The following is a 22851-nucleotide window of genomic DNA, read 5'->3' as shown; positions in this document are numbered from 1 at the left end:
TGTCAGGCCTTGCTCGCCGCTCGTGCCCGGCGGGCATCGAGAATCACCTGGACGATGAGCACGGCCACGGCAACACCCATCAACAACGTCGACAACGCGTAGGCGCCGTATTCGGCCCCGCGGTTGTAGCGATCCGAGACCAGCAGCGTCAGCGTCTGCGACTTGCCCGGGAGATTGGACGACACGATGGTCACCGCGCCGTATTCACCGAGAGTACGCGCGATGGTCAGCACGATGCCGTAGGTCAGGCCCCACCGGATGGACGGCAACGTGATCCGCCAAAAGGTTTGCCACCAGCCAGAACCCAGGGTGGCCGCCGCTTCCTCCTGGTCGGTTCCCAGCTCATGCAGCACCGGCTCGACCTCGCGCACCACGAACGGCAGCGTGACGAAAATGCTGGCAAGCACGATGCCGGGCAGCCCGAAGATGATTTTGAAACCCAGATCTCGTTCCACGAAGCCAAGCGCACCGGCCGACCCCCACAGCACGATCAACGCGACACCCACGACGACCGGCGAGACGGCGAATGGCAGGTCGATGACCGCCTGCAGCACACCCTTACCGCGGAACCTGTTGCGCGCCAGTACAAGTGCGGTGGGTATGCCGAAGAAGACATTCAGTGGCACCACGATGGCCACCACCAGCAGCGACAAGTCCAGCGCCGATATCGCCGCCGGAGTGCTGATCCAGTCGACGAACTTACCGAACCCGGGCGCAAACGTCCGCCACAAGATCACCGCCACCGGGATGATCAGCAGCACCGCGACGTAGGCCAACGCGACATACCGAGTGAGGTAACGAACCCAGCGCGACGATGTCACTGCGCCCGCTCCTCGTGCCGAGCCGCCCGCGCACCGACCAGGCGCAGGGCGAACAGCACCACAAACGAAAGCAGCAGCAACACAATCGATATCGCCGCCGCTCCGGCGCGGTCGTCGTTCTCGATCAACGTGCGTATCCACTGCGACGACACTTCGGTCTTGCCCGGCACCGCGCCGCCGATCAGTACCACCGAACCGAATTCGCCGATGGCCCGCGAAAAAGCCAGGCCGGCACCGGACAACAACGACGGCAGCAGCGACGGCAGCACGACCGAGGTGAAGACCTTCGGCCCGCTGGCGCCCAGCGACGCGGCGGCCTCTTCGGTTTCCCGGTCGATTTCCAGTAGCACCGGTTGAACCGCGCGCACCACGAACGGCAGCGTGACGAACGCCAGCGCCACCGCCACACCCCACGCGGTGTGCTGAAGATGCAGGCCGACCGGGCTGTTTTTGCCGTAGAGAGCCAGCATGACCAGGCTGGCGACGATGGTCGGCAATGCGAACGGCAGGTCGATGATCGCGTCGACGAGACGCTTACCGGGAAAGTCGTCACGCACCAGCACCCAGGCAATCAGCAGGCCGAATAACAGATTGACCACCGTGACCCCGACGGAGATGGTGAGCGTCACCCGAAACGAGTCGATCGCGGCATGCGACGTCACAGCCTCCGTGAACGCCTGCCAGCCGCCACCGGCGGCCTCCCACACGATGGCAGCCAGCGGCAGCAGCACGATCACCGAGAGCCACAGCGTCGCCACCCCGACGCGAAGCGACGAGTTGCCGCGGCGCCCGGAAGACCGGGCGACCCGTAAATCACCGGACTCGTCGAGCTCGGGCCGAACCGGGTCCGGGTCCGGGGTTGTCGTGACGGTCATCCGGTGGCCTTCGTATAGATCTTGGTGATGCTGCCGTTGCTCTTGTCGAAAAGCTGGGGATCGACCGTGGCCCAGCCGCCCAGGTCGGCGATCGTCCAGAGCTTCGGCGGCGACGGGAATTGGTCGGCGAATTCGGCGGCGACCGACGGGTCGACCGGCCGAAAACCGGCCTGCGCCCACAACTTCTGCGCCGCGGCCGTGTATTGAAAGTTGCGGAACGCGATGGCGACGTCTTGGTGCGGGCTCGTTGTCACCAGCGCCAGCGGGTTTTCGATCTTGAAGGTCTGCGGTGGGGTGATGTGCTCGACCGGCTTGCCTTGTCGCTCAGTGGCGATGGCCTCGTTCTCGTAGCTGATCAACACGTCGCCGCTGCCCTGGACGAAAACGTCGGTGGCTTCTCGTCCCGACCCGGGCCGCAATTTCACGTGGTCGCGCACCAATTGGCTGATGAAGTCGATTCCCGCTTGGCCATTGCGGCCGCCCTCGCTCTTAGCGGCATAGGGGGCGAGCAGATTCCATTTGGCCGAGCCGGAACTCAGCGGGCTGGGTGTGATGACCTCGACGCCGGGCCGCAGCAGGTCATCCCAATCCCTGATGTTCTTCGGATTGCCCTTGCGCACTACGAAAGTCACCACCGACCCGAACGGGATGCCCTTGGTCGCGTCGGTGTTCCAGTCTTTGGAAACCTTGCCCGCCTTGACCAATCGGGTCACATCCGGCTCCACCGAGAAGTTCACCAGGTCGGCAGGCTTGCCTTCGGCAACCCCGCGGGACTGGTCACCGGAGGCGCCGTACGAGGTGATCACCTGCACACTCTTGCCCTCTTCGGAGTTGTTGAATGCGGGAATCACCTTGCTCCATCCGGGTTCTGGAGCGGAGTAGGCGACCAGGGTGATCGTGGTATGCGCGCCCGAGGGTCCGCTGCCGCCCACGACATCGCTGGGGCCGCCGCCGCAGGCCGCAACGACACCGACGATCAGTGCGAGCGCGACAAGAGGCCGCCAGCGCGGTGCGCCGGCGTTGTCGATGAGCATTGACGGCCTTTCGGTGCGGGCTTACGGATATCGGTCCGTTGCTGCGGAAAGGCATTCAAAACGTCAGGGGAATTCGCGAACTCCCTACCAAACCGCGCACGGGTGGTAGTCAGCGACAACAGTGCACGAGGACATCACATTCCGGGGCTTCGGATGTCAGGTGCATGGCGCGAAGCCTAACAGGAATTCGCTGACCCGCCACCGGACCGGGTGGCATGGCACGTCGGCGCGCCCGCCTCAGTGCGTCACCCACCACGCGACGATCACCAACACCACGAGCGTGACGAGAACCAACGTCACGTGAGAACGAGGCATCGCCGGTTACCTGGGCGTCCCGTCGGTCTGACGCACGCGCTGCATCAATTCGATGCCTTTGCTGAGCACGGCGTCCAGCGCCACCGCCGCGAAGTAGGCGACCGCCAGCACGACGGGCATCACCACCATGGCCTGCAGCACGAAGGGAAGTCCGGAAATCCACAGCTCATTTCCGTCCCACCAGTTGAGAAACCCGTTCACCCGGCTCACACTATTCGTCCGAGCTGTGGAAACACCAATGTGTCAAGATCGGCGAGTGCCTGTCGCATCCGAGGAAACCACCTGTGTCATCGCCGGCGGCGGTCCGGCCGGAATGGTGCTTGGCCTGCTGCTAGCGCGGGCCGGGGTACGAGTCACGGTGATGGAAAAACACGCGGACTTCCTGCGTGACTTCAGGGGCGACACCGTGCACGCGAGCACGCTGCGCCTGCTCGACGAACTCGGTTTGGGCTCGCGCTTCGCCCAGCTTCCGCATCGCCTGATCGACAGCATCCAGTTGGAGATGCAGGGCCAACCGCTGAACCTCGATTTGTCCCGGCTGCCGGGTGCGCACCAGCACATCGCCCTGGTGCCCCAGTGGGACTTTCTGGAGATGTTGGCCACCGCGGCTGAGGCGGAACCCACCTTCCGGTTGCTGCGCAGCACCGAAGTGACCGGGGTAATGCGCGACGGCAACCGCGTCGCCGGCGTCACCTATCGCGACTCGAACGGCGAGAGCAAGCAAATGCGCGCCTTGCTGACGGTGGCCTGCGACGGGCGCGGGTCCACGGTGCGCTCCGCGCTCGGATTCCAGCCGCGGCGGTTCGGCGCCCCGATGGACGTGTGGTGGTTCCGGTTGCCTCGTCATGCCGACGACCGCAGCGGGCTTGCCGGCATGTTCGTGGCCGGACACGGGATCATCATGATCGACCGCGGCGACTACTACCAGATCGCCTACATCATTCCCAAGGGCGCCGATGCCGACCTACGAGGCCAGGGCATCGAGGCGTTGCACCGGGTGCTGGTGGATCTGGTGCCCTGGCTGGCCGACCGAGTCGGCACGCTGACTTCGTTCGATGACGTGAAACTGCTTGACGTGCAACTCAATCGGCTCCACCGGTGGTACACCGACGGCGCCCTGTGCATCGGCGACGCGGCGCACGCGATGTCGCCGGTCGGCGGCGTCGGGATCAACCTCGCCGTCGCCGACGCCGTAGCCACGGCGCGCTTGCTGGCCGATCCGCTGCGAGCCGGCCGGGTGTCCACCCTGGAGCTGTTGCGGGTGCAGGTGCGCCGCTGGATACCCACGGTGATCATCCAGGCGGTACAACGGACGATCCACGGCCAAGTGGTCGCCGACGTGGTGGCCGGAAGCGATGTCGAAGCGCCCCGGGCCGTGCGACTGGTCAGCCGGCTGCCGTCTTTGCGGCGATTCCTTGCCTACCTGGCGGCGATCGGTCCGCTGCCCGAGCACGCGCCGAGGTTTGCCCGGGCGAACGGGTGATCCGCCGCCCGTCGCCGCACCGCGGCGGCTGGACAAAAAATGGACGGCGGGCGGGTCGACGGATGATGATGTCGAGATGGTCATGCACGCCGAACCCGCCGACCAGCCCGCCAACGGGGAGCCCGAGCAGGCATTTGGGTCCGCGCGCCAATCACAGCTGGCCTCGCCGCTCGACTTCAGCGCCTCGGCGCCGTTCACCTCCAGCAGCTCGCTGCGCAACCCGTTTCCGCCGATCGCCGACTATGCATTCCTGTCCGACTGGGAAACGACGTGCCTAATCTCCCCCGCCGGTTCGGTCGAGTGGCTGTGCGTGCCCCGGCCGGACTCGCCGAGCGTGTTCGGCGCGATCCTGGACCGCAGCGCCGGCCATTTCCGGCTCGGCCCGTACGGCGTGTCGGTGCCCTCGGCCCGCCGCTACCTGCCCGGCAGCCTGATCATGGAAACCACCTGGCAGACCCACACCGGCTGGCTGATCGTGCGCGACGCGCTGGTGATGGGCCCCTGGCACGACATCGAGCGCCGGTCGAGGACCCACCGCCGTACGCCGATGGACTGGGATGCCGAGCACATCCTGCTGCGCACGGTGCGCTGCGTCAGCGGCACCGTCGAGCTGGTTATGAGCTGCGAACCGGCGTTCGACTACCACCGCATCGGCCCCGCGTGGGAGTACTCCGCCCACGCGTACGGCGAGGTACTCGCTCGCGCCAGCAAGCAACCCGACGATCATCCGCAGCTGCGCCTGACCAGCAACCTGAACATCGGGCTGGAGGGCCGCGAAGCGCGGGCGCGCACCCGGATGAAGGAGGGCGACGACGTGTTCGTCGCCCTCAGCTGGACCAAGCACCCGGCGCCGCAGACCTATGAAGAAGCCGCCGACAAAATGTGGCAGACCACCGAGTGCTGGCGACAGTGGATCAACATCGGCAACTTCCCCGACCATCCGTGGCGGGCCTATCTGCAGCGCAGCGCGCTCACCCTGAAGGGCTTGACCTACTCACCCACCGGCGCGCTGCTGGCCGCCAGCACCACGTCGCTGCCGGAGACGCCGCAGGGCGAGCGCAACTGGGACTACCGCTACGCCTGGATCCGCGACTCGACCTTCGCCTTGTGGGGGTTGTACACGCTGGGCCTGGATCGTGAGGCCGACGACTTCTTCGCGTTCATCGCCGACGTGTCCGGCGCGAACAACAACGAGCGTCATCCGCTGCAGGTGATGTACGGAGTCGGTGGCGAGCGCAGCCTGGTCGAAGAGGAACTGAACCATCTTTCGGGCTACGACCATGCGCGGCCGGTGCGGATCGGCAACGGCGCCTATGACCAGATCCAGCACGACATTTGGGGCTCGATCCTGGATTCGTTCTATCTGCACGCCAAGTCACGCGAACAGGTTCCGGAGACGTTGTGGCCGGTGCTCAAGAAGCAGGTGGAAGAGGCGATCGCGCACTGGCGCGAGCCCGATCGCGGCATCTGGGAAGTGCGCGGGGAGCCGCAGCACTTCACGTCGTCGAAGGTCATGTGCTGGGTGGCACTGGACCGCGGATCCAAACTGGCCGAGCGCCAGGGCGAGAAGAGTTATGCCCAGCAGTGGCGGGTCATCGCCGAGGAGATCAAGGCCGACATTCTCAAGAACGGCGTGGACTCCCGCGGTGTGTTCACCCAGCGCTACGGCAGTGACGCGCTGGATGCCTCGCTGCTGCTGGTGGTGCTGACGCGGTTCCTGCCGCCCGATGACCCGCGGGTGCGCAACACGGTGCTGGCGATCGCCAACGAACTCACCGAGGAAGGCCTGGTGCTGCGCTACCGGGTCGAGCAGACCGACGACGGCCTGTCCGGAGAGGAAGGCACGTTCACGATTTGCTCGTTCTGGCTGGTGTCCGCGCTGGTCGAGATCGGCGAGGTGGGCAGGGCCAAACGGCTGTGCGAGCGGCTGCTGTCCTACGCCAGCCCGCTGCATCTCTACGCCGAGGAGATCGAACCGCGCACCGGCCGGCACCTGGGCAACTTCCCACAAGCGTTCACCCACCTGGCGCTGATCAACGCGGTCGTGCACGTGATTCGCGCCGAGGAGGAATCCGACGGCTCCGGGATGTTCCAGCCCGCCAACGCGCCTATGTAAAGGCTGGGGTAGCGAAAATCGTTACCCGGCAAGGTAATACTCGATACTCAGTTCGTGCTCGATACTTTCCGCAACATCACCTTGACGAGATCGATGGCCCGCGTTCCGGCCTGCACGCCAGGTTGATCTGCGGCTTCAACATCGACGATGACATCAGATTCCACTCCGACGGCATGCTCGTTGGGGGCCGGCGGGGTGGTGTGGTTGTCCCAATCGCTGAGAGTCACCGACAGTACCGGTCCTTCGACCTTCACGTCGATCACCTTCGAATACAATTCGGTGTTCTCGGAATCGTGGGTGTTCATCGTGACGGTGGTTCCCGCGCATTTCTGCCACTGCGCTACGAACGACGCGAAAAGTCGTTGCGCATCCGCCGACGACGCCAACCGGACCACACCCGCATGTGCGCTCGACACCGCCACGCCGGAATCGTAATTCCAATAGGTCTGAGTAGCCACGCCGCGAATCGGCCCCTTTTCATAAACGACCCGCAGCAATGGATCGGTCGCACCGATGCATTCGATCGGGGCGGCGGCGCTGTCATCGCGAATCCCGTTCGGCAGCACATCGATACCGCCCGTTGCGGGTGGGCTATGCGCCGGCAGGTCGTTACCGACCGCGGCCTTGACTTCGTCGTCGGTCGGCAGAATTTGCTCCAGCGGCGCCACTGTTGAAGCTGGGCGAACGGCGCGCTTTGGCATGCCGGCCACGGTGTTGACGCAACCCGCGGTCAGCAGGGCGACAGCCAATAGTGCAAGCACTCGCATAGATCCACTCCCCCCGAGCCCATCGCTACTTTTTGGCTTTGTCTCCCGCGGCATCGGTGGACAGCGCCGCGACGAACGCCTCTTGCGGAACATCCACGCGTCCAATCGTTTTCATCCGCTTCTTGCCTTCCTTCTGCTTTTCCAGAAGTTTGCGCTTGCGGGTGATGTCTCCGCCATAGCACTTGGAGAGCACGTCTTTGCGGATCGCGTGGATGTTCTCGCGCGCAATGATTTTCGACCCGATGGCGGCCTGCACCGGCACCTCGAACTGCTGGCGCGGAATCAGCTCCTTCAGCTTGGTGGTCATCTTGTTTCCATAAGCGGACGCCGAATCCTTGTGCACGATCGCGGAAAACGCGTCTACCGCCTCGCCCTGCAACAGGATGTCGACCTTGACCAACGACGCTTCCTGCTCGCCAGCCTCCTCGTAATCCAGGCTGGCGTAGCCGCGGGTGCGCGACTTCAGCGAGTCGAAGAAGTCGAAGATGATCTCACCCAACGGCATCGTGTAACGCAGCTCGACGCGCTCCGGCGACAGGTAGTCCATGCCGCCCAGCTCACCGCGGCGCGACTGGCACAGCTCCATGATGGTGCCGATGAACTCGCTGGGCGCGATGACGGTGGTCTTGACCACCGGCTCGTACACCTCGCGGACCTTTCCTTCGGGCCAGTCCGACGGGTTGGTCACCACGATCTCGCTGCCATCGTCCTTGATCACCCGGTACACGACGTTGGGCGACGTCGAGATCAGATCCAAATCGAACTCGCGCTCCAAGCGTTCGCGAGTGATCTCCATGTGCAGCAAACCCAAAAAGCCACAACGGAATCCGAAGCCCAGTGCCACCGACGTCTCGGGCTCGTAGGTCAGGGCGGCGTCGTTCAGTTGCAGCTTTTCCAGGGCGTCGCGCAAATCCGGGTAATCCGAACCGTCCACGGGATACAGCCCCGAGTAGACCATCGGCTTGGGTTCGCGGTAGCCGGTCAGCGCCTCGGTGGCGCCGTGCCGGGCCGTCGTCACGGTGTCACCGACCTTGGACTGGCGGACATCCTTGACGCCGGTGATCAGGTAGCCCACCTCCCCCACACCCAGACCGTCGCTGGGTTTCGGTTCGGGCGAGACGATGCCGACCTCGAGCAGCTCGTGCGTTGCGCCGGTAGACATCATCTTGATGCGCTCGCGGGGCGTGATCTTGCCGTCCACCACGCGGACATAGGTCACCACGCCGCGGTAGATGTCGTAAACGGAATCGAAGATCATCGCGCGAGCGGGCGCGTCCGCGTCGCCCTGCGGCGGCGGTACCTCACGCACCACGTGGTCGAGCAGGTCGGCCACGCCCTCGCCGGTCTTGCCGGACACGCGGAGGACGTCGCCGGGTTCGCAGCCGATGATGTGCGCGATCTCGCCGGCATAGCGCTCCGGGTCCGCGGCCGGCAGGTCGATCTTGTTGAGCACCGGAATGATGTGCAGGTCGCGGTCCAGCGCCAGGTAGAGGTTTGCCAGCGTCTGGGCCTCGATCCCCTGTGCCGCGTCGACCAGCAGCACCGCGCCCTCGCAGGCCTCCAGTGCGCGGGACACCTCGTAGGTGAAGTCAACGTGGCCCGGCGTGTCGATCAGGTGCAGAACGTACTCGTCGTCACCGACTTTCCAGGGCAGCCGCACGTTCTGCGCCTTGATGGTGATGCCGCGCTCCCGCTCGATATCCATCCGGTCCAGGTACTGAGCACGCATGGACCGCTCGTCGACGACGCCCGTGAGCTGAAGCATCCGGTCGGCCAGGGTGGACTTGCCGTGGTCGATATGAGCGATGATGCAGAAGTTCCTGATCTGCGCCGGCGCGGTGAACGTCTTGTCGGCGAAACTGCTGATGGGGATCTCCTGGCGGGTGCTGTTGATGCTGCTTGACCGGCGGTTCGCGGGTACGTCCAGGGTATCTATGCGAGCTGGTCGGGACACACTCGGACACAGTCGCACCCGTCCCCGACGACTATGCTGCGACTATGGCGTCCAGCCGGAAATCGCAGTGGAAGACGTTCCAGCGGTTTGCCCAGAACGTCGTCGTCTACGGGGTTCCGCGATTCATCCAGCAGGTTCAGACCGCGCACGCGGTCTACCGCGAAATCGAGCAAGTCGTCAAAACCACCGCGAACGCACGGGCTTCCACCGGCGACTCGCAGGCGACGTCGATCACCGAGGGCCGGCCGGTGACCAGCGACAGCTTTCCGACCGCGCAACGCGCCCGCAAAGTCGTGTACGCCCCGGACCTCGACGGTCGAGCCGATCCCGGGGAGATCGTCTGGACGTGGGTGGCCTACGAGGACGACCCCACCCAAGGCAAGGACCGCCCGGTCCTCGTCGTCGGCCGCGACCGCAGCGTCCTGCTCGGACTCATGCTTTCCAGCCAGGCGCACTATGCCTCCGACCCGGATTGGGTCGCGATCGGAGCCGGCAACTGGGATTACGAGGGCAGGCAGAGCTGGGTGCGGCTGGACCGGGTGCTCGACGTGCCCGAAGAGGGCATCCGCCGTGAGGGCGCGATCCTGGAACGCGAGGTCTTCGACGTGGTGGCCGCGCGCCTGCGCGCCGACTACGCCTGGCGGTAGTCAGCCCGCAGACGGGTCCGCCCAACGTGCAACCACCGCGAAAAATCGGCGAAATTTTCGCAATGAGCGCACGTTCGGCGGAAAAAGGCACTCAGCCTTGCGTGATATAGGACTGCAGCTGCTGCTGTTCGGCCTCGAGTTCCTCCATGCGCGTCTTGACGACGTCACCGATGCTGACGATGCCGATCAGCTTCTTGCCGTCGAGCACGGGCACGTGACGCACCCGGTTCTTGGTCATCAGCACGCTGATCTCGTCGACCGTGTCGGACTTCGTGCACGTCGCAACGGTCGCGGTCATGATCTTGGAGATCGGGCGGGTGAGCATGCTCGGGCCGTGTGCGTGCAGTTGGCGCACGACGTCGCGCTCGGACACGATGCCGACCACTCCCTCGTCGCCTACCACGACCATGGCGCCGATGTTTTGCTCGGCGAGGCCGGCGAGCAATTCCCGGACCGTCGCGTCGGGATTGATCGTGGTGACCGCCGAGCCCTTGTTCCGCAAAACGTCCGCTATCCGCATCAAGCCTCCAGCTGGTTGTGATCTGCTTCACACAGGCTACGGCTAACTCGCGCGGCGGGAAAGCCAACGCGAAAACCCGCGGGCGAAACGCGTGGGCCGATCTCATTGTTCACCGAATGGGCCACAATCCGCCGACGCGTCTTGAAGGATGGGGGCCATGATCGAGATCACCCTGTTGGGCACCGGCAGCCCCATCCCCGACCCGAACCGCGCGGGACCGGCGACGCTGGTGCGGGCCGGCGGACAGGTGTTCCTGGTGGATTGCGGGCGCGGCGTCCTGCAGCGCGCGGCGGCCGTCGGCGTGGGCGCCGCCGGGTTGTCGGCCCTGCTGCTCACCCACCTGCACAGTGACCACATCGGCGATCTCGGCGACGTGCTGATCACGCGGTGGATCACCACGTTCACGCCCGATCCGGCGCCGTTCCCGATCATCGGGCCACCGGGCACCGCGGAGACGGTCGAGGCGACGCTGAAGGCGTTCGGCCACGACATCGGTTACCGGATCGCCCATCACGACGACCTGAACACGCCACCAGCGATCGAGGTGCACGAGTACACCGAGGGCCCGGTGTGGGACCGCGACGGCGTCTCGATTCGGGTGGCTCCGACCGACCACCGGCCGGTCGCACCGACGATCGGGTTCCGGGTCGACGCCGATGGCGCCTCGGCGGTGCTGGCCGGAGACACGGTGCCATGCGCGGGCCTGGACGAGCTGGCGGCCGGGGCAGGCGCGTTGGTGCACACCGTGATCCGCAAGGACATCGTCACCCAGATCCCGCAGCAGCGGCTGCAGGACATCTGCGACTACCACTCGTCGGTCGAAGAGGCCGCGGCCACCGCGGCCCGCGCGGGGGTCGGCACGCTGGTCATGACGCACTATGTGCCGGCGCTGGTGCCCGGACAAGAAGAACAGTGGCGGACGCTGGCGGCCAAAGAATTCGGCGGGCGCATCGAGCTGGGTGACGACTTACACCGGGTCGAAGTCCCGCCGCGGTCGTAGCCATGGATGGTCGCCTCAGCGAACGTGTGGCTCACGACGACGAGCAGTGGGCAGACGTTGAACCCGGCACGCTGTCCCGTCTGCTCCGGGCACGCAGGCCCGCGTTGTATTTCACCGCCAACATCGGCGACTCCGTCATGACGCTGCCGACCGTGCGCGCATTGGGCGCAATGTTCGACGCCCCGCTGACAGTCCTCTCTACCAAGGTGTCCTTCGACCTCTGTTTCCGGGAGGTGAGCCCCCGCCTTGTCGACATCACCGGAGTGCCGGAAACGGGGCCAACCGCGCTTCCCGTTCGATCTCCCGACTATGCGGCCCTGGCTGCCCAGCTCGGCCCCGTCGATGTGCTCATCAACGCGGTGAGCACCAACCTGCCGATGGACACTTTTCGGGACCTACAGCGGCGCCTCGCCCCCACCACGACCATCGGCTTCGCCGGCAATTACGCCGAATACGACGTCACGGTTCCCAAACAGGCGTGGCACGCCTGCGACCTGCTGTTCAAGTTGGCTCGTCTCTTCGATCGGTCGCTGCGGATCGAGGACTTCGCCCAGCCGGTGTCCATCCCGTCCTCCGTGCAAGAGCGAGCCCGATCGATGCGTGCCGCGGTGCCGCCCGGGACCAAGGTACTGGTCGTGCACGCCGACACCGATTGGAAGGAAAAGCGTTGGCCCGTCACACGATTCATCGATCTGCTGAACCGATTCTTGTCGAGCCGCCCCGACTTCGTGGCATGGGTCGTCGGGATGGGACACGAGGACCTCAACGTCGGGCGTGAACGTGACCGCGTCATTTCCCATCTCGGGCTCCCGCTCGATCTGAGCATGAGCATGGTCGCCCACGCGGACCTTTTCCTGGGCATCGACTCCTGCATGCTGCATGCCGCCGATCTGGCGCGGGTGCCGGGCGTCGGACTCTTCGGCGCGACGCGATCGCTGACTTGGGGATTCAGATTCGGGCCGCACCGGCACCTCGATCAGCGACGGATGGCCGACATCAGCGTCGAAGAGGTGTTCGCTGCATTGGAAGACATTGCCGACGAACATGTCTGAACGATGGCCACTGGTCAGCTCCCGTTAACCGAATCCGGCTCGCGGCGATGAGTGCGGTGGCGCGTTTTTCGCGGAATACCTTGCCTTCACCTCGATTAAGCTTATTGACCAAGCGCGCCAAGCCCGCGACCGCTAGGTTGCCGGCCGCCAGCCCCGATGCGGGGTTCGGCATTGGGAGAGGACCTAGATTATGGGCATGGTCAAGCCGACGGGCGGGTTTGCCGAAGCCATGCTCGACGGCGGGGGATGGCCCGACGTGGCAGAGGATGCCTTTTACGACCGAGCCGAGCAGTACATGCAGGTCTTGCGGCAGGTCACCGAGGTGCTGGACACCTTCCGCCGGCAACAGGGCGAGATTTTCGCCAGTGGCCTCTGGGCGGGCGGTGCGGCCGGCGCCGCCAACGGCCAGGTCGAATCGAATATCGATGAATTGGTAAAGCTGCAAAACAATTTGGCCACCGCGATTACCTGGCAGCGGAAGGTCGCCGGATCGATCGAGCAGGCGAAGTCCGACATCGGCGACAACGTGGATGCTGCGAACCGGCAGATCAAGCTGATCGAGCAGGATTCCAAACTCGAGCCCGCCGAACGAACTGCCGCCATCAATTCGGTGGTCGCCGCGACGCATACCGCGAATGTCGGCGTGGTCCAGGGCACCGCGGAGCAGATTCTGGAGAGCAAGGACTGGAAGGCGCCCGAGCGCGCACTGCGGGACCTGCTCGACCAGAAAGCGCCGCCGGACTCCTCGTCCCCGGACCCACTGCTGGGTGATCGCGACCGGGGCGGCCGGTCCTGGGGACAGGGTTCACCGGACGGCGCCGCGCAGCCGTCGACCGCGACTCCCCCGCCAACCGCCACCGCCCCACCGCCGGCAACGGTCATGGCCCCGGCCCCGCCGGCGCCGGCAGCCAGCACTGGCGGGGCCGCCCCGGCAGTGCCGCCGAGCGCGCCGAAACCGTTGAGCCCGGCGGAATCCGCACCACCCGTCGGCGCGGGCGCCCGCAACACCGGCATGCCTGCCGCGCCGGCGGCGCCGGCCGCGCAGTTCGCTGGGCCGCGCGACACCGGTCCCGCGATGGCGCCCGCGTCGGCGACCGGCATGCCGGCGGCCCCTGCCGGACCGCGCGGTGCCGCCGCGGGCTCGAGCGCGGGCGCCGGATCGAGCGCGCCGGTCGGCCAGAACCCGACAGGTGCGTCGCCCAGTACCCGGCCGGCGTCGGCCCATCCGTCACCGCGCAGCGCGGCCGCGGCGCGCCCGAAGGCGGCCGCGGCTCAGCGCACCGACTCGGATGCGGGTGCGGCGGTTCCGGTTTCGTCAGCACGCGCGGAACGCGATGCCGCCGCAGCTTCGGCGCGCCGCGGCGACGCCGATCCGCTAGTGCTGGCACGGCGCATCGCGGCCGCGCTCAACGCACCCGACAGCGGCGGCGCCGACCATTTGAAGTTCTTCTGGGTGACCGCGGTGACCACCGAGGGCGTCATCGTGGTGGCCAACAACTACGGACTGGCCTACATCCCCGACGGCGTGCAGCTACCCGAACAGGTGCACATGGCCAGTGCCGAGAAGGCGATTCCGGCCACCGAGCGCGCACGCTGGGCCACCTACCCGATGATCGCGGTGCAAGGTTGGGCCGAACACCGAAACACCAAGCTGCGAGCGGTGATTGCGACCGACGAGCAGTTCGGCGATTCCGATCCGGGTGTGGCCAAGGTCGTGCTGAAGCCCGAGGACATCCCGGAAAGCGGCGCGATGGCCGGGCGGTCCCGGCTGGAGATGGTTGATCCAGCTGCAGCGGAGCGCCTGGCGAGAACTCCCGATTCGCGGTTGGCCAGCCTGTTGCCGGCGCCGCCGGCCAGCGCACCCACCGACGGGCGCTCGAAGTTGTGGCTGGAGGCGATGCGCCCCTTGGCAAGCCGGGCGACGGGGCGATCCGCAGCACACTTGCGGGCGTTCCGCGGCTACGCCGCCCACGCGCAAGAGGTGATCCTCGGCGAGGCGCGCGCTGCGGCCGACCCGGTTGCCCAACGTTTGGCCGTCGCAGACTGGCTGTACTGGAAGCACGTCACCGAATTACTCGACGCCGCTGCCGCACCCTCGCCGGCGCAGCCGGCGGTGGCGGTCAAACCCTGACCGCTGCGGGACACGAAGCGTTGCTGCTAACCCTTTTCAACGTCGGGTAACGGCATCGAACTGGCCATGCCGGCGAGCGACTCGATGAACCGCTCCTGCTCGACTTCGGCCGCCGCGGTCGCGACGGCCTGCGCATTCTGGATCGCCTCGTTGATCCGTTGGGCCACTGTCTCGATGCCCAGCCGCAGCAAACCGTCTTGAAGATAGAGATTGGTGAGCCATTGGCGCCCATCGAGGGTCACCTCGACGGTCTTGGCTTCGTCTGTGCCCGTGAAGGATTCAGCCACCAGCTGGCGCGCCTGCTCGTCCACGGCCGTCTGAATCTGCTTAATCTGACGTAGCAGCTCGGCCGGTTGCAGATGCATCTCGCTGCCCATATGGCGTCCTAACTGTCGGATTTGTGGTGCCGGACTCATCGGCCGGGAGCACCGCCGTCATCGCGGTATCGAGTGGCGAACACTTCTGCCTGTGCTTGCGCGGCCTGTTGCGGTGACGACAGTTCCATTACCGAATTCTCCAGCATCTCAGCCAGGGCATCGTCGTCATCGGCACCCAGGATGTGGAAAGACTCGAACATCAACTTGTGCTGGATCGAAAGAGCCTGCCGGCGAGCCAGATCCGCGATGACAAGTATCTCTTCGGCCAGCCCCGACTCGGTCATGCGCGCCGCGTCTGCGGATAGCTCGACCTGGTAAATTCTGCCATCCATCATCGCCGTCACGGACACCGTCTCGGGGGGATTGGTCACCGTGGCCAGCGTCCTGGCGAACTCCTGATCCGCGGTGTCGGCCTCCTCGAGGTCGGGCACCGTTGCGCCGAGCCCGGATTCGGCATCTGCGGGCTCGGGCGCTTCGTCGGTGACCATTACCTCGAAGGCCGATTGCTCGACATCGTCGCGGCCGCGTTCGTCGCCGAAATGCGGTACGGAGCCGTCGCCCTGGCCGTTGTCGTCGCCAAAGTCCGGCACAGCACCGCTATCGCCGCCGGGGTTATCGCCGAAATCCAAGGCGTCGAACATCTCGTCGTCGCTGCCGTGCCCGCGCTGCGTGCTGCCCACTCTGGCGTCTCCTTCTGAACTGCTGGCCGGTCGATGCGTGCCAGCAACGGCGGTTGAGGATCGGTGCTTAACCGGGCAGCATCTGTTGACCGAGATTCGCGGCGGACTGCTCGTTGGTGCTCTCGAATTCGGTCGCGCCGGCACGCAATTTTCCGGCGAGGTCGTTGGATACGGCGATCATGTGGCTGCACGCGTTGAGGCGTTCTTGCTCCGCACTCATCATGGCGTTTACCGAATTGAAGCAGATTGGACCGTGGTCGAACCACAGCTTCTTGGCCGTCCCGTCGACCACCTGGCTCGCTTCGTTAATTTTCGCCGCGGCCTCGTCCTGCTCGCTCGCCAATTCCTTTAAGTAGCTTGGGGTTACGTTCAACGACTCTGTCATGTCTGGCTCTCCTCGACGCTCAATGCCCTACTTCGACGGACGCGCTTCTTGCGCCGGTGGGGCGATGCCGGCGGTCGTGTCGACGGGCGCCCGCTCTACACCCTCGCCGCCCGCGCCAGCCGTTTGGAAATCCTGGCCGGGGACGTCTTCGTCGACGGCCGCCTGGGCAGCTGCGCCCTGTGCCCCGGCGCCTTGCCGGGGCGTGCCCGACTCAGCTGCGGCCCGAGAACCTGATGGCCTGGTCGGCTGACTCACCCCGGCCACCGGGTACGACCGCGTGCCACTCGGCGGCGCGCCTTGGGGTGCCAATGCCGCAGCCGCAGCGTGCTCCGTTGGCGAATAACCCGCAGAAGTTGCGCCGTCACCGGTGTTTGTGGCGCCCGCCGAAGCGAGTTGCCGGCCGGAGCCGCTGGACGCCGTCGCCGGCATGTCCCGCCCGGTCGACGACGCGGCGCCGTCGGGGGCGTCGAACTGCGCAGCGGTGGACCTTGGCGCGGGCGCTAGCTTGGGCGCCGGCGCACCAGCGGAACCTTTCACCACCGCGGCTTCGGCGATGGCACGGTATTGCAGCTCTATGCCGGCTATTTCTGCCGCATTGTCTTCCGACGTCATCCGCATGATGTCAGTGGTGGCAATGGCGGCCGTCATCACAACCGTAAATGTCGTTATCTGGAAAACCCATGAAACCGGTGGACTATATAGTCTCAGCATAACGGCGACCGGAATGGCTGCGGTAAACCCGGCCCTGCAGTACGTGAGGTTGAGCTTCGAGTTTTTGATGTCATCGGCTTCCCTCGCCAAGATCGCTGCGATCTGAGAGTCGAGGCCGGACATCGCCACAGCCCAATCCATTTGCTCAGCGTTTCGCGCGTTGTAGGCATCGGCCGAAGCACCCGACCAGGACGATGCGCTCGCGGTGGCGTCTTTGAGGTTTTCCCATGCCAGCTCGAAATTACTCGCACCCAGCTCGTAATACTGACCCTTATCCGTGGCGCTGCCATGCAAAATCGTCAGCAGCTGACAGAGCTGAATGCCAAGCTCGAGAAGGTATACTTCCTTCGCGAATCCATCCTTGTACTTTTCGGTCCATTTGTCGTTCAATTTCTTGCCGAAGATACTGGGCGGGCCGTATTTCCCGACCGCCCAACCGAGCTGCCCAGCGAGGAGGATGGTGTTCGCGACGGCGTCCTTGTAATTGCCCGTTGCGTACCCTTTGACCATTGTGATCCCGGTGAAGGGAACTTTCGCAACATCTGAAACCTTAGGCACCGCCACCTACTTCCGAAACGTAGTACAACCTGCGGGCATTCTCGGATGGAGCTTAACAGCAGCTCCGACTTGCCGCGCTGCACGAATTTCTTACTGCGCCAGTCACTTTAACCATTCGACATCCGCACGCCACCCGGCTGAAATGACGGCGTCGATTCGCGTTCACCGCTTCGACACGCATAGGCGTGGCACGGCGCGGGGTCATTTGGGGCCGTCGTCCGAGGCTTCGTTGCGACGGCGACTTCCGACGACCGACGAAGTCCACGGTCGATCTTCGGTGTAGAGCTCCTCTTCGTCGCCGTAACGCTTGGCCTTGCTGTCCTTTCCCTGGCCCTGGCCCGCGCCGGCGCCCATCGGCATCCCACCGCCCATTGCGCCGCGGCCGGCCATCGCGCCGCCCGCGCCCGGGCCGGCGCCAACCCCGCTGGCCGCGGGTCGTGTCGAACCGCCCGAGCCCGCTCCGGCGTCCGTCGCGGACTGCAACGGCATCGACGGCATGCCGCCGCCCCCGAACGACGCCGGCTTGACCCCTGCGCCCGCCGACAGTCCGGGCACTCCCGTCGGCAGTGGGGGCGGCGCAGTCTCGGCGAACGGGTCGCTGGCCGTACTGGTTTGGCTGGACGCCATGTCGCTGAGGCTGCTCACGGTGTCCGCGACGTTGGCGTTGCCCAGCTGCGACGCAAGTGCCCCGGGGTTGGCACCCCCGGTCTCCGCGCCGACAACACCGCCGATAGCGCCGCGGATGATCTCGCCGGCGTTATCCGGTATCTGAAGGGGCGCGTTGACGGTGACCGCGGCCGGCGGATTGGAGGGATACACCAGCGACAACGGGACGGCGGCACGCTGGTTGTAATCGGCCAGCACCGTCTCCGACCTTTCCTGCATGTCCACGTACCACGTCAGAACTTCACTCTGTCTGGTGATGTCTCCCCTCCTCCCGTACTCGTCGTACCAGTAGTCGGTGATGTACAGGTCGTAGGACGTGGGGTGGACGGTGACGGCCCATTTGTGGGCATCCACAACGCCTCTGGCTTGACTGGCAATCTGGAAGCACGAGCTATTGCCCAATTGGACCAACCACTTCTTCTGCTGTTCGAAGTTGGCTTCGACCGCGGCCGCGGACTCGCCCTCCCAATACTCGAAGGGGCGGAACCGCTGCATCACGGCATCCGATTGCAGCGCCAACACATAGCTGTTCCAGTCGGCCTCGAACTTGGTGTACGCCGGGCCCTGGTCGGGAGCCTCGATATCCTCGATCGCCTGCCTGAGGTCGTAATAGCCGTCATATCCGGGTATTTCCGGTGGCGCCGCGAAACTTTCGCCTCCTCCGGTTTTCTGCGCAGGAGGCGTGCTCGCGGACTCGGGCGTGGTGGAAGACCCCTCGGTGAGGGCGTCCGCGGCCGCCTGATCGGCTTCCTCGTAGGCCAGCGCCGCGTTTCGCAGCGATTCCGCCAACACCAGATATTCCTGTTCGGCGCGTTTAATACTTTCGCGAATCGCGCTGGCGGAATAATCCAGCTGTGTGCCGGAATCCACGACAAAAGAAATGGCGCAGGGAGGCCGCGCGCTGTCTGGCGGCGGGGCAGGCAGCGGGACCTCGAGTTCGGCGGCCCGGGCCATCAGCTCGTCGTACTCGACCTTCAGCATCTCAGCCATGAACGACTCTCCTTCGGCGCCGAAGCGATCATCACGAGAACCACGGTGAAGCAATCGGCCGGGCCGAAAATGCACTCGTCAGCATTTGCTGGGCCAGGCGGGCGAGGCTCATCGTAATGCAGCAAGGCCCCCGACGCAGTGCGATCATGCGATCGCCGATCGGATGCCGCTAGGCCAGTCGGGTGACCTCGACGACGACGTCGAGGTCGGTTGCGCCCCGCCCCGAGAAGATGCCCTTCAACGGGGACACATCGGTGTAGTCACGGCCGACCCCGACGCTGACGTATTGCTCGGTGATCTCGGTGTCGTTGGTGGGGTCGTAGTTCCACCACCCACCCGTCCAGGCCTGAATCCACGCGTGGCTTCTACCGTCCACGGTGTCCCCGACGACGGCGTTCCGTTTGGGGTGTAAATAACCCGATACGTAGCGGGCCGGAATTCCCATCTCACGCAACAGCATTAGCGACAGGTGAACGAAGTCCTGGCAGACACCCTTGCCCGCCTTGAGCGCCTCGATCCCGGGCGTGTGCACGCCGGTGGTCCCCGGAAGGTATTCCAGCTCGCCGTGCACCCAGTTGGCCGCGGCGATCACGGCTTCCTGTGGCTCATGGCTTTTGATGATCTTCTTGCCGACGGAGCTAAGCCGCTTGCTTGCCGGGGTGTAGTCGGTGGGCTGCAGAAATTCGTCGAACCGGTCGATCACCGCGGCGGACTGCAGGTCCTTGAAGCTGACATCCTTCGCGGCCGGCTCCGGCTGTTCGGTCTCGACGACCGATGACGACGTCACCGTTAGATCGGTGTGCGGCGCGTGCAAGTCGAACGCGGTGACGGCGGTGCCCCAGTAGTCGATGTACCGGTAGGACCGGGTTGCCGGAATGGTTTCGATCCGGTTGAGGATGACGTTTTGCCGGGTGTCTGAACTCGGGGTAAGCCTGGCCTCGTTATAGGACGCGGTCACCGCCGATTGGTAGGCGAACCCGGTCGTGTGCACCACGCGAAGCCGCCACATCAGGTATCGCCGTTCCGGGCGACCAGGCTGGCGCTATTCCCCGCATCCGACCACGCCACCCACGGCGTGACATGGAAGTACTGTTGGGACAACGCATCTCCGACATCTCGGCAGGTCGTCTGCAGACCGGCCAGACGAGTCTCGAGCGTGTCGAGCAATACCCCCGGCGGCAGGAATTCCAGTTCGCTGCGGGCCTGTCCGAGCAGTCGCTGCGCCTCGGCGGTGGCCCCCACCCGGCTCATCGGATTACGCACCAACTCTTCGATGCTTTCTTCGGCGAGCTTCAGCGAGTAGAACACCGACCGCGGGAACAATCGGTCGAGCATCATGAACTCGACCACCCGGCCGGCGTCCAGCACCCCGCGATAGGTACGCAGATAGGTGTCGTGAGCGCCCGCCGAGCGCAGCAGGGTTACCCAGGCCGGCGAGGACGCGCTGTCCCCCACCCGAGACAGCAAGAGCCGCACCGTCATGTCGACGCGCTCAATAGCGCGGCCCAACAACATGAATCGGTATCCGTCGTCACGCGAAAGCGTCGAGTCCGCCAGACCGGCGAACATCGCGGCCCTGCCCTCGATGAAAGACAGAAACTCGTGTGGCCCAAGGCGTTTGGCGGCACGTTCGCGTTCGGGCAGGGCGTGGTAGGTGGTGTTGAGGCATTCCCAGATTTCGCTGGATGTCACCTCGCGCGCCGACTTGGCGTTTTCGCGCGCCGCTGTGATTGCGTCGACGATCGAGGAACCGCCCTTGTTGTCGGTGCTGTAGGCCACCATGTCGGTCAACGACCAGACGTCCAAATCCTGCTCCGGCGCCTCGATGCCGAGCACGCGCAACAGCAGCCGGGACGCCTGGTCGGGGTCGACGCTGGAGTCCTCCAGCAACTGGTGCAGCGCCACATCCAGAATGCGCGCGGTGTCATCGGCCCGCTCGACATAACGGCCAATCCAGTAGAGCGCCTCGGCATTTCGGGCCAACATCAGCGGACCATCCTCTGGTGTTGCTGCTGCTGCTGTTGTTTTTGCTTTTGCTTTTTCGGCGGCTTCTCTTCCTGCGATTGCTCGCTGTGCAGCGGCTGCTGACGCGACGAGCCCGCCGAGTCGTCGGCCTCGGGATCCGACATGGACTTCGGCAACGACCGCACGACTTCGGCGGCGCCCAGCTCGCGATCCGCGCCCGACGTGCGCGGCGCCAGCACCCAGGTGTCTTTCGAGCCTCCGCCCTGGCTGGAGTTGACCACCCGCGAGCCCTCGACCAAGGCCACCCGGCTCAACCCGCCCGGCAGCACCCACACGTCGTCGCCGTCGTTGACAGCGAACGGTCGCAGGTCGACGTAGCGCGGGGCCAGCGCGTTGCCGATCCGCGTCGGCACGGTGGACAGCTCCATCATCGGCTGCGCGATCCAACTTCGGGGATCGTCGCGAATCTTCTTGCTGACGGCCGCCAATTCTTTCTCGGAAGCGTCCGGGCCGAACACGATGCCGTACCCGCCGGATCCCTCGACCGGCTTGATGACCAGCTCGTCGATCCGGTCGAGCACCTCCTCGCGTTCGTCGTCGAGCCAGCACCGGTAGGTGTCCACGTTGGCCAGCAGCGGCTTCTCGCCGAGGTAGTACTCGATCATGGTCGGCACGTAGGTGTAGACCAGCTTGTCGTCGCCGACGCCGTTGCCGATCGCGCTGGAGATCACGACGTTGCCGGCGCGGGCGGCGTTGACCAGACCGGCCACCCCCAGCACCGAGTCGGCGCGGAACTGCAGCGGGTCGAGGAAGATGTCGTCGATGCGCCGATAGATGACGTCGACCTGGCGCTCCCCCTCGGTGGTGCGCATGTACACCTGGTTGTCGCGGCAGAACAGGTCGCGGCCCTCGACCAGTTCGACACCCATCTGCCGGGCGAGCAGCGAATGCTCGAAGTAGGCGGAGTTGTAGACGCCGGGGGTCAGCACCACCACGGTCGGGTCGGCCTCGTTGGTCGCCGCGGAATTGCGCAGCGCCCGCAGCAGGTGCGAGGCGTAGTCGTCGACCGCACGCACCCGGTGGGTGGCGAACAGGTTCGGGAACACCCGCGCCATCGTGCGCCGGTTCTCCATGACGTACGACACGCCCGAGGGCGAACGCAGGTTGTCCTCGAGGACCCGCCAGGTGCCTTTCTCGTCGCGGATCAGGTCGATGCCGGCAACGTGGATGCGCACGCCGTTGGGCGGGACAATGCCGACTGCCTGGCGGTGAAAGTGCTCGCAGGAGGTGACCAGGCGACGCGGAATCACACCGTCGTTCAGGATCTCCTGATCGCCGTAGATGTCGTCGAGATACATCTCCAGGGCTTTGACCCGTTGGACGATGCCGCGCTCGAGCCGGTTCCATTCGGCCGAGGAGATCACCCGCGGCACCAGGTCCAGCGGAAACGGCCGTTCCTGGCCCGATAACGAGAAGGTAATGCCCTGGTCGATGAACGCGCGGGCCAACGCGTCGGCGCGGGCCCGCAGGTCCGAGGCGTCCGATGGCGCCAGCTCGGCGTAGATGCCCTTGTAGGGACCCCGTACGTTGCCCTGCGCGTCGAACATTTCGTCAAATGCCATCGCGTAGGCGTCCGACGAGTTGTACCCGCGGAAAATGCGCTCGGAGCGCGCCAGCGCCTGTGCAGCGCCGCGCGAACCCCGCCTGGCTGTTTCAACCTGGTTCGGAAGACTCACTTTAAGGATGCTGCCTCAAATCGACGTTATGGCTGGCCACGAGTTCCCGTTTTGGGAGAAAACGTAAC

At 65.4% G+C, this 22851-nt stretch carries 20 protein-coding genes and 1 pseudogene; 6 read left to right on the top strand and 15 right to left on the bottom strand.

Annotated elements, in window-relative coordinates; all coding sequences use genetic code 11:
• Positions 1-2: 2 nt before the first annotated feature.
• The 4 genes from cysW to SKC41_RS17035 all read right to left on the bottom strand — a co-directional run bounded on the left by cysW (position 3) and on the right by SKC41_RS17035 (position 3246).
• On the bottom strand, positions 3-821 hold the full coding sequence (gene cysW, locus SKC41_RS17050) for a sulfate ABC transporter permease subunit CysW (protein ID WP_330978643.1): 819 nt from the start codon (positions 819-821) through the stop codon (positions 3-5).
• Positions 818-1696 carry a sulfate ABC transporter permease subunit CysT gene (gene cysT / locus SKC41_RS17045; RefSeq protein ID WP_330978642.1) on the bottom strand — a complete coding sequence of 293 codons (879 nt, stop codon included), beginning with the start codon at positions 1694-1696 and terminating at the stop codon, positions 818-820. Before cysT ends, cysW begins: the two co-directional genes overlap by 4 nt.
• Positions 1693-2730 carry a sulfate ABC transporter substrate-binding protein gene (locus tag SKC41_RS17040; RefSeq protein WP_330978641.1) on the bottom strand — a complete coding sequence of 346 codons (1038 nt, stop codon included), beginning with the start codon at positions 2728-2730 and terminating at the stop codon, positions 1693-1695. The genes cysT and SKC41_RS17040 overlap by 4 nt, the downstream gene beginning before the upstream one ends.
• A gap of 321 nt (positions 2731-3051) precedes the next feature.
• A complete protein-coding gene (locus SKC41_RS17035) occupies positions 3052-3246 on the bottom strand; it encodes a hypothetical protein (protein ID WP_330978640.1) in 195 nt (64 codons plus the stop codon).
• A 37-nt stretch (positions 3247-3283) separates the two neighbouring features.
• Here SKC41_RS17035 and SKC41_RS17030 point away from each other — a divergent pair, with 37 nt between their 5' ends.
• Together SKC41_RS17030 and SKC41_RS17025 are read left to right on the top strand one after the other, a co-directional pair.
• Positions 3284-4528: an FAD-dependent oxidoreductase gene (locus tag SKC41_RS17030; protein ID WP_442931636.1), complete on the top strand. Its 1245-nt coding sequence runs from the start codon at positions 3284-3286 to the stop codon at positions 4526-4528.
• A gap of 208 nt (positions 4529-4736) precedes the next feature.
• A pseudogene (locus SKC41_RS17025) lies at positions 4737-6644 on the top strand (glycoside hydrolase family 15 protein); the annotation flags it as partial.
• A 47-nt stretch (positions 6645-6691) separates the two neighbouring features.
• Here SKC41_RS17025 and SKC41_RS17020 read toward each other — a convergent pair.
• Both SKC41_RS17020 and lepA read right to left on the bottom strand, forming a co-directional pair.
• Positions 6692-7411 carry a sensor domain-containing protein gene (locus SKC41_RS17020; RefSeq protein ID WP_330978637.1) on the bottom strand — a complete coding sequence of 240 codons (720 nt, stop codon included), beginning with the start codon at positions 7409-7411 and terminating at the stop codon, positions 6692-6694.
• Positions 7412-7436: 25 nt separating this feature from the next.
• Positions 7437-9347 carry a translation elongation factor 4 gene (lepA, locus tag SKC41_RS17015; RefSeq protein ID WP_330978936.1) on the bottom strand — a complete coding sequence of 637 codons (1911 nt, stop codon included), beginning with the start codon at positions 9345-9347 and terminating at the stop codon, positions 7437-7439.
• Positions 9348-9409: 62 nt separating this feature from the next.
• Between lepA and SKC41_RS17010 the strand changes: the two genes are divergently transcribed.
• Entirely contained in the window at positions 9410-10012 is a 603-nt protein-coding gene (locus tag SKC41_RS17010; RefSeq protein ID WP_330978636.1) for a type II toxin-antitoxin system PemK/MazF family toxin, read from the top strand.
• 91 nt (positions 10013-10103) lie between these two features.
• Here SKC41_RS17010 and SKC41_RS17005 read toward each other — a convergent pair whose 3' ends face one another.
• Positions 10104-10532, bottom strand: a complete 429-nt coding sequence (locus tag SKC41_RS17005) for a CBS domain-containing protein (protein ID WP_330978635.1) — start codon at positions 10530-10532, stop codon at positions 10104-10106.
• Positions 10533-10689: 157 nt separating this feature from the next.
• On the opposite strand from SKC41_RS17005, the gene SKC41_RS17000 reads away from it, so the two are divergent.
• From SKC41_RS17000 to SKC41_RS16990, 3 genes are all read left to right on the top strand, one after another.
• A complete protein-coding gene (locus SKC41_RS17000) occupies positions 10690-11532 on the top strand; it encodes a ribonuclease Z (protein WP_330978634.1) in 843 nt (280 codons plus the stop codon).
• Positions 11533-11534: 2 nt separating this feature from the next.
• Complete coding sequence (locus SKC41_RS16995) at positions 11535-12584, top strand: glycosyltransferase family 9 protein (protein WP_330978633.1); 1050 nt, start codon at positions 11535-11537, stop codon at positions 12582-12584.
• Between the two features lie 196 nt (positions 12585-12780).
• A complete protein-coding gene (locus tag SKC41_RS16990; RefSeq protein ID WP_442931635.1) occupies positions 12781-14715 on the top strand; it encodes a secretion protein EspK in 1935 nt (644 codons plus the stop codon).
• 26 nt (positions 14716-14741) lie between these two features.
• Here SKC41_RS16990 and SKC41_RS16985 read toward each other — a convergent pair whose 3' ends face one another.
• The 8 genes from SKC41_RS16985 to SKC41_RS16950 all read right to left on the bottom strand — a co-directional run bounded on the left by SKC41_RS16985 (position 14742) and on the right by SKC41_RS16950 (position 22792).
• Positions 14742-15092: a YbaB/EbfC family nucleoid-associated protein gene (locus SKC41_RS16985; protein ID WP_330978631.1), complete on the bottom strand. Its 351-nt coding sequence runs from the start codon at positions 15090-15092 to the stop codon at positions 14742-14744.
• 35 nt (positions 15093-15127) lie between these two features.
• Entirely contained in the window at positions 15128-15772 is a 645-nt protein-coding gene (locus SKC41_RS16980) for a YbaB/EbfC family DNA-binding protein (protein ID WP_330978630.1), read from the bottom strand.
• A 67-nt stretch (positions 15773-15839) separates the two neighbouring features.
• Complete coding sequence (locus SKC41_RS16975) at positions 15840-16157, bottom strand: ESX-1 secretion-associated protein (RefSeq protein WP_330978629.1); 318 nt, start codon at positions 16155-16157, stop codon at positions 15840-15842.
• A 27-nt stretch (positions 16158-16184) separates the two neighbouring features.
• Positions 16185-17426 (bottom strand): EspA/EspE family type VII secretion system effector, encoded by a 1242-nt coding sequence (locus tag SKC41_RS16970; protein WP_330978628.1) that lies wholly within the window; start codon positions 17424-17426, stop codon positions 16185-16187.
• 201 nt (positions 17427-17627) lie between these two features.
• On the bottom strand, positions 17628-19082 hold the full coding sequence (locus tag SKC41_RS16965) for a PPE domain-containing protein (protein ID WP_330978627.1): 1455 nt from the start codon (positions 19080-19082) through the stop codon (positions 17628-17630).
• Between the two features lie 169 nt (positions 19083-19251).
• Positions 19252-20091, bottom strand: coding sequence for a transglutaminase family protein (locus SKC41_RS16960; protein ID WP_330978626.1), 840 nt, complete (start codon positions 20089-20091; stop codon positions 19252-19254).
• Complete coding sequence (locus tag SKC41_RS16955) at positions 20091-21068, bottom strand: alpha-E domain-containing protein (RefSeq protein WP_090604025.1); 978 nt, start codon at positions 21066-21068, stop codon at positions 20091-20093. The genes SKC41_RS16960 and SKC41_RS16955 overlap by 1 nt, the downstream gene beginning before the upstream one ends.
• Positions 21068-22792: a circularly permuted type 2 ATP-grasp protein gene (locus SKC41_RS16950; RefSeq protein WP_442931696.1), complete on the bottom strand. Its 1725-nt coding sequence runs from the start codon at positions 22790-22792 to the stop codon at positions 21068-21070. Before SKC41_RS16950 ends, SKC41_RS16955 begins: the two co-directional genes overlap by 1 nt.
• Positions 22793-22851 lie beyond the last annotated feature (59 nt).

This window comes from Mycobacterium sp. 050128, assembly GCF_036409155.1.
Taxonomy (GTDB): Bacteria; Actinomycetota; Actinomycetes; order Mycobacteriales; family Mycobacteriaceae; genus Mycobacterium.
Note: the sequence above shows the minus strand (reverse complement) of the source record. Positions and strands in the feature narration are given on the sequence as shown.